The organism is bacterium (genome assembly GCA_016786595.1).
In the GTDB taxonomy this organism is placed as follows: Bacteria; Bdellovibrionota_C; UBA2361; order SZUA-149; family JAEUWB01; genus JAEUWB01.
Genome location: JAEUWB010000020.1, coordinates 1 through 7,318 on the forward strand (window position 1 = coordinate 1; position 7,318 = coordinate 7,318).

At 45.1% G+C, this 7,318-nt stretch carries 9 protein-coding genes; 6 read left to right on the forward strand and 3 right to left on the reverse strand.

Annotated features, from left to right (window positions below; genetic code table 11):
• Nucleotides 1–738 precede the first annotated feature (738 nt).
• Nucleotides 739–951: a hypothetical protein gene (locus JNK13_03745; GenBank protein MBL7661848.1), complete on the reverse strand. Its 213-nt coding sequence runs from the start codon at nucleotides 949–951 to the stop codon at nucleotides 739–741.
• A 53-nt stretch (nucleotides 952–1,004) separates the two neighbouring features.
• On the opposite strand from JNK13_03745, the gene JNK13_03750 reads away from it, so the two are divergent.
• The 3 genes from JNK13_03750 (at nucleotide 1,005) to dcd (ending at nucleotide 4,553) form a co-directional block, all read left to right on the forward strand.
• Nucleotides 1,005–2,186, forward strand: a complete 1,182-nt coding sequence (locus tag JNK13_03750) for a phosphoribosylformylglycinamidine cyclo-ligase (GenBank protein ID MBL7661849.1) — start codon at nucleotides 1,005–1,007, stop codon at nucleotides 2,184–2,186.
• Nucleotides 2,183–3,931, forward strand: coding sequence for a long-chain fatty acid--CoA ligase (locus JNK13_03755; GenBank protein ID MBL7661850.1), 1,749 nt, complete (start codon nucleotides 2,183–2,185; stop codon nucleotides 3,929–3,931). Before JNK13_03750 ends, JNK13_03755 begins: the two co-directional genes overlap by 4 nt.
• 85 nt (nucleotides 3,932–4,016) lie before the next feature.
• A complete protein-coding gene (gene dcd / locus JNK13_03760) occupies nucleotides 4,017–4,553 on the forward strand; it encodes a dCTP deaminase (GenBank protein ID MBL7661851.1) in 537 nt (178 codons plus the stop codon).
• Between the two features lie 2 nt (nucleotides 4,554–4,555).
• Here the strand turns inward: dcd and JNK13_03765 are convergent, their stop codons facing one another.
• Nucleotides 4,556–5,113 (reverse strand): nucleotidyltransferase, encoded by a 558-nt coding sequence (locus tag JNK13_03765; protein ID MBL7661852.1) that lies wholly within the window; start codon nucleotides 5,111–5,113, stop codon nucleotides 4,556–4,558.
• Nucleotides 5,091–5,318: a hypothetical protein gene (locus JNK13_03770; GenBank protein MBL7661853.1), complete on the reverse strand. Its 228-nt coding sequence runs from the start codon at nucleotides 5,316–5,318 to the stop codon at nucleotides 5,091–5,093. Before JNK13_03770 ends, JNK13_03765 begins: the two co-directional genes overlap by 23 nt.
• 49 nt (nucleotides 5,319–5,367) lie before the next feature.
• Between JNK13_03770 and surE the strand changes: the two genes are divergently transcribed.
• From surE to clpA, 3 genes are all read left to right on the forward strand, one after another.
• Nucleotides 5,368–6,186: a 5'/3'-nucleotidase SurE gene (surE, locus tag JNK13_03775; GenBank protein ID MBL7661854.1), complete on the forward strand. Its 819-nt coding sequence runs from the start codon at nucleotides 5,368–5,370 to the stop codon at nucleotides 6,184–6,186.
• A gap of 97 nt (nucleotides 6,187–6,283) precedes the next feature.
• A complete protein-coding gene (clpS, locus tag JNK13_03780; protein MBL7661855.1) occupies nucleotides 6,284–6,619 on the forward strand; it encodes an ATP-dependent Clp protease adapter ClpS in 336 nt (111 codons plus the stop codon).
• Nucleotides 6,620–6,631: 12 nt separating this feature from the next.
• Nucleotides 6,632–7,318 (forward strand): ATP-dependent Clp protease ATP-binding subunit ClpA (gene clpA, locus JNK13_03785; GenBank protein ID MBL7661856.1); only part of this gene is annotated, 687 nt, incomplete at its 3' end.

Consider the following 7,318-nt stretch of genomic DNA (forward strand, 5'->3'; position numbering starts at 1 on the left):
AAGAAAGCGGTAAGCTTTGTTTGGGTAGTTTTGACCGTTGCGCGTATAGCGCAACCAACCAACTCAGCGCGAGAAAGAAAAAGTAAGCAAAAAGAAAGCGGCAAGCTTGCTTTTTGTAACTTTGACTGTCGTCCGCGAGGACGACCAGTCACAGGGTGCGAGAAAGCAGTGCTAGCTGGACCTAGTCCAGCAAGGACTAGGTCATGTAGGCCCAAAGAAAGCGGTAAGCTTTGTTTGGGTAGTTTTGACCGTTGCGCGTATAGCGCAACCAACCAACTCAGCGCGAGAAAGCAGTGTTAGCTGGACCTAGTCCATCAAGGACTAGGTCATGTAGGCCCAAAGAAAGCGGTAAGCTTGCTTTTTGTAACTTTGACTGTCGTCCGCGAGGACGACCAGTCACAGGGTGCGCGAAAGCAGCGCTTTTAGCGTTGGCACCAAGTTACAGACATGATCTTAGGTCGGTTCCCTACGTTAGATTTTTCCGTGTCATCTTGAGCGAGCATGTTGCAAAATGGAAGTTTTCAACTGCGCAGTCGAAAGATCTCCAAAAAAATTATCTTAATTGGGGATCTTTCGACTCATTGAATGCTCATGATAGTGACTTAGGCTATTTCGCTTAACTTAATGGCCGTGGTACGGGGTTACTTTTACTGAGCTTTTGATAACTTATGAATGTGCCTACTGAAAGCGACTGACACCTACACCCGCAGCCAGCAGAGCTTCCCTAACAGAAAAAACTTATCTTTCTCGCTCTTTATCGGAGAAAAACCAGACGATAAATGCGCCAACTGCAAAAATCACAAGCAGCGGCAAAAACAAATTACGCATCCCCCAAAAAAGCGCCCCAAATATAAAAGCACTCACCGTAGCCTTCATCGGCTCAGCTTCAACCAACGTTTTAAGCCGGTCTAATTGCTTTAAAATAATCTCTTGAACTTCCTGTCGCTTCATCTTGAAATCTGTGTAAAATAGCGTTGACTAAATTATGGGGTATAAATACCACGATGGCAAAAACTTACCAAGAGCTAGGCGCTTCAGCCAGTAAAGCTGGGCTTCATCAAGTTCTTAAGGCAACAAAACTAGAAACCGATCACCGCTACTTTGCGTCATTAATACCCGACCTCGCAGGCGACCCAAACTACCAAGCCTTCATCCACTGCGACGGCGCTGGCACAAAAAGCATTGTCGCTTATCTACACTACCGGGAAACTGGCGATACCTCGCTTTTTAAGAACCTCGCCTACGATGCCTTGGTCATGAATCTAGATGACGCGTTCTGCCTTGGCCCTGTCAGTGGACTTGCCTATGCAAACATGATCGGCAGAAACGCTCGCCTTGTCCCAGATAGTGCCATTCAGCAGATCCTTGAAGGCTATAAAGAACTAGTCGACTTACTAGCCAAACACGATATTAAGATCACACTTGCCGGCGGAGAAACTGCCGACTGCGGCGACACCGTGCGCACACTGATGGTCGATGGAGTGCTTGCCGGAAGAATCGAAAAAAATAAATTAATCGACACAACTCGCATCGCACCCGGAGACGTAATTATCGGCTTAGCTTCAAACGGCAAAACTACTTTCGAAGCAGAAGAAAATTCAGGAATCGGATCAAACGGACTGACTCTCGCCCGCCATAGCTTAATTAGCCGACAATATGCCGATAAATACCCAGAAATTCTCGACGCCGGGGTCACCTCAGAAAAGCGCTACTCTGGTCGTGGAGCAATCAGCGACCCACTCCCCGAGACAACACTAACTATCGCAAAAGCTCTCTCCTCACCAACGCGGACCTTTGCTTTAGCGCTGAATCAAATCTATCAATCTGACCTAGCAGAAATCCACGCTGTGATTCATACAACCGGGGGCGGCGCAACAAAAGTGCTGCGTTTTGGTCCACCCGGCGGAATGCATTTTATCAAAGATAATTTATTTCCAACTCCAGCAATCTTTGAACTGATTCAAAGTCAAGCCCAGGTCCCCTGGGAGGAAATGTATCAAGTCTTTAATATGGGCACACGCCTGGAAATTTATGCACCAGAGAGAGTTGCAGCAAGGGTGATCGGAGCAGCACAAGCATTTAAGATCAATGCACAAGTGATTGGCCGCGTTGAAAAGTCATCAACTGGCATAAATCAAGTCAGCGTTAAATCTAAATACGGTGCCTTCAACTACACACTCTCATGACCACGAACTCAAAAACTAACGCTCGTCTCGATTACAGCGACGCCACTGACGCCCTGACTGCAATTGAGACTAGTTCATCGCTCTATGAATTATTCACAAAACTGGCTGCAAAAAATACAGTAAAACCCTTCCTCGCCAAACGAGCAACCGCCAAAGCACCTTATGCTAATATTTCTTGGCAGACAGTTGACATACAAGTCAAAAACATTGCCGCATATTTACAAAGTCACGCTGCAGTTAAGCCCGGAGATAGAGTTGCCATTCTCTCTGGAACGCGACTGGAGTGGATTGTTGCCGACCTTGCCGTCTTAGCCTGCGGCGCAACTTCTGTAGCCGTCTACCCGACTCTCACAGCCGAAGGGACACATTATATTCTTGAAGACGCACAAGTCGAAGTCGTTTTTGCTGAAAACCTTGAGCAAGTCACCAAGCTCAAGTCATTCACGAGAAAACTTAGTGTAATCACCTTTGAAGAAGTAACTCCAGAGAAAGTCAGCTCGGGAAATTTGCACCTAGTCTCGCTTGAAGAAATTCCTTCGACGCTGAACCCAAACTTTAACGGCGCACACACGAGCAAAAGATCTGATTTAGCCACTTTTGTTTATACTTCAGGCACGACGGGAAATCCCAAAGGCGTAATGCAGTCTCACGAAAACCATCTAGCCATGCTTGGTGCGGTATTGCGCTCGGGATTAATTCGTCAAAGACAAACTGCCTTTTTATTTTTGCCGTTGGCGCATTCATTTGCGCGTTTAATTTATTTTGCAGTCCTTGCAGCCTCAGGAACAATCTATTTCTCCCGTGTGACAAGTAAGGAAAAGTCGCTCTTTGATGCTCGTGTTATTCTTTCCGATATCCGCGATGCAAGTCCTGAGATCTTGCCAGCAGTGCCAAGAATTTTTGAGAAAATCATGTCCACGCTGAAAAACTCCAAAGGCCTTAAACGCTTGATGCTTAACCAGGCTCTGAACTCGGGAGTCTTAGCTCCTATTGCTACGCGCTTAATCCGCCAAGGCTTATTTGGGTCGCAATTGAAATACTGTATTTCTGGCGGAGCTCCGATTAATTCCGAGGTGGTAAATTTTTTTAAAGCTCTAGGAATTAATATCCTCGAAGGCTACGGCCTAACGGAAACAACTCCGGCAATTGCAGCCAATACTCCCGACCACTGGAAGATTGGCACTGTCGGAAAACCTTTTGACTGCAATGAGGTGAAGATCGCAGCGGACGGCGAGATTATTGTGCGTGGGAAAAACATTGCACTCGGCTACTGGCAGAAGCCAGAAGAAACCGCGGAGCTGTTCCAAGCCGATGGCTGGTTTCACACTGGCGATATCGGGCTTATCGATCCTGCTGGGTTCTTAAAGATCACAGATCGTAAAAAGGAACTGATTGTTAATAGCGGCGGCAAAAAAATCGCTCCGGCACCAATTGAGGGACGTTTGAAAATCTGTCCCTTAATTTCTCAAGTTGCTCTTTTTGGTGATAATCGTCCTTATTTAGTTGCACTGATCACACTCAATCTAGGCGTAACTTTAAACCCAGAAACTGAAAAGTCGATCAAAACTGTGATTGAAAAACTCAATTCCGAATTGGCTCCGTTTGAGCAAATTAAAAGTTATCGCCTACTCACCGAAGACTTCACAGTTGAAAATTCACTTCTGACTCCGACTATGAAACTCAAGCGCAAACTAATTTTCAATCAATATCAAGCCAGCATTGATGAAATGTATCGCGGTCATTGAGCATGATTGGCAGCCGAAGTGACGTTTCTGGACAGGTAAACTAATTCAGACTATACGAAAGAGCATAAGTTTTTGAGTTACAAATATGGTTAAACCAGATCATTGGATTAGAAATTGGGCAAGCACAGGTGGCGTAACACCCTACAACCCGGAGCAGGTTAACCCGGCAAGTTATGATATCACTCTTGGGGATCATTTTATTTGCCCAACACGCGATCCTGAAGAATTTGCAACAAAAGAATTGATTTTATTTCCCAACGAAGTTGTGCTCGCCACAACTCAAGAGGTCATTAAGCTTCCGCGTGATGTTGTTGGCGATTTGAAACTGAAAAGTTCGCTCGGCCGACTTTGGCTGAATCACAGTTTGAGTGGGTGGATTGATTGTAACTTCCAAGGGCAAGTTACTCTAGAACTGCAAAATCTTGGCCCCTACCCACGACGCTTAGCGGCAGGAATGCGCGTTGCGCAGATTGTATTTTATCAAATGGAAAGCCCACCTGAACGCGCTTACGGTGAGGATGGAGTCGGTCATTATCAAGGTCAAGTAGGCACGACGCGCTCTTGGTCTGAAGGTTTTTTCCCAGCGATTACTGCCTCCAAACGCGAGCAGGGCAAGAAATAAGGTTAGCTGCGGAGAGATCTTTTGAGTTGCTTGAGGCGCTCTTCATAATCCGTTGCAAGTTCTTGATCATGGAGACTCAACCACTCCGTGACATATTGATCGTCATAGCTCGGGTGCTTTAATAAAATTGTTCTAATATCGTCCAGGTCTCTTTGACGTCCAGCAATCGTTTTATGAATAATTAAATCTTCAAGGCTAATAAATTTAACTTGAGTATTCCCAATTGTGACTGTTTTCGCCCTCGCTATCGCAATTTTTTCATACTCAGATAGGGAGCAAATAAAATCGATTCTTATACCCGAGCTAATATCTGCTACAGGCAAGACAAATGTCTGTTCCAAAAAGCTAATAGGATTTTCAACAAGAATCTTGAATCCGAGTTTTTCCACAACCGGTAGTAGTTTATCGGGCTCAAATGGCGGAAGCCCAAGCGTGATATCTATATCTTTAGTAATTCTTGGTTCACCATAAACCAATACTGCCTGTCCACCGATCACCATGTAGGGGACACTTTCAGCAGTTAATACCTTTGCAATTTTAGCGAGGAGTTGTTCGAACACTGTTAAGCGCCTTAGCTAAAGCAATGTCATCTTCAATCCCTTCTAGCGGATTCTTAAGTGGGAATACGCCCAAAGCATGGGCTAATTCGTACATGGAATTTATCAGTTGAAAATTCTGAGCAAGATCAACAGGTGTTTGAGAAATCAGGTCTCTTTCAAATTGCTCTAGCATCTGTGGATTTTTGATCATAAGTGATTGTAGCATATCGGTTAAATAACTTAAACAAATATCTCTTAGAAAATAAAGGATTACCGTGAAATACAAAATTCTAGTCATTAACGATGACGGCCCCTCTTCACCGTTAATTGAACCGTTCCTCGATGCCTTAAAACGACAGGACTGGGTCAAGGAACTGCGAGTAACATTACCCGCAGATGAGTCCAGCTGGATTGGTCACGGGTTAACGCGCTTTCTTCCACTCGATGTAATCGAAACACACATCGGCACACATCCAGGATATTTAGTCACAGGCAAGCCTGCTGATTGCGCCATGCTTGGTGTGCACCATCTTTATCCTGACAAGCCAGATTTCGTATTTTCCGGAATTAATGTCGGTATCAATAGTGGCTCGGCTTGGTTTTTAAGTTCGGGCACGATTGGCGGCGCGCAAACTGCAGCTCTCACAGCAATGAACTCGGCTGCGCTATCAGCACAAGTCGCCCAAGAAATTTTCAAACATTGGAAAGCCAAGGATGAACTAGCAATTCAGGCACATGCTGACGACTGGAAGCGCATTGCCGAGAACGCTACGCGAATCTGTAAAACGCTAATTGAGGCTAAGGCTTGGCAGGAAGCCAGTTGCTATTCGGTGAATATTCCCTGGGCAGTGACCGCTGAGACTGATTTGGTCGTAACCCAGATGCAGCAGACTTATTTACCTAATCTTTTTGAAAAACTAAGTAAGAGCACTTATCATTTTAAATTTCAGCCTCTCGAGCTCGAGCCGGCCGATCATCAGCATTTAGATCATAGCACTGTGCTCTCGGGTAAAGTCGCAGTTACGCCGATTGCTAGGACTTTCTCCAAGGACGTCTCTCCAGATCTGAAGCAAAAGATCGAAGTCAGAAAATAAAGTGTTGGCCTAAGTTCAAGCCTAAGCCTAAGATAATTAAAACAATAATAATTTCTTTTGCTTCCAGCGTCTTAACTTTGATATTATATAGCTGAGTATGGCAGTACCAGATAAACCTATTAAAAACGAAGCTACCAAGCGCGATACCGGCGTAATCACTGCTGACCGTCAAAAAACAAAAGAGCCCCCACTTTTTCGTGTAATTTTATTAAACGATCATTACACGGCCATGGATTTTGTCGTACAAGTCCTGGAGCAAGTATTTCGTAAAGACCCCGCCGAAGCTCAAGAAATAATGCTTAACGTGCACAGTAACGGTAAAGGCATTGCCGGAGTCTACACACGCGAAATTGCAGAAACAAAAATTGCAATTGTCCATCATCTCGCTCGGCAACACGAATTTCCGCTAAAATGCACGATGGAGGAAGCTTAAAAGCTATACTAAATGCTACACCCTGACGTAGAAGAAATTTTATCGCGAGCCCTTGATGAAGCGGTCCGTAATCGTCATGAATATCTCTGCCTTGAGCACGTGCTTTGGAGTATTACTGAGCATCCGATTGGCATTAAAATCCTCGAAGAACTGGGAGCCAATACCTTTCGTCTAAAAAAACGAATTGAGCATTTTTTCACAACTAAACTTGAAAGCATGGCTGAAGGTTTGCAGGTTGAACCCCAGCAAACAGTGGCTTTTCAACGTGTACTACAGCGAGCGATCCTACATACGCGTTACTCGAGTAAAGATCTTGTGACAGTTGGTGATATTTTAGCAACCTTACTCACGGAACCGCAAAGTCATGCTGCCTACTTTCTGACGGAAGAAGGGGTCAATCGCCTGGATGTCTTAGAAATTATTTCGCATCCTCCAGAAAGGCTACGCGACAATATCGAACATTTCGATGTTGACTCAGACGATCTAGATACAGAAGCAGATGGCGAACCTGGCAAATCAGCCTTGCAAAAATTCACCAGGAATTTAACCGAAGAAGCGCGGCAGAAAAAACTCGACCCGCTAATCGGGCGAGACAAAGAACTCGAGCGCACAATTCAAATTCTGGTGCGCCGCAATAAGAACAATCCACTTTTTGTCGGCAATCACGGAGTTGGGAAAACTGCAATCGCTGAGGGCTTA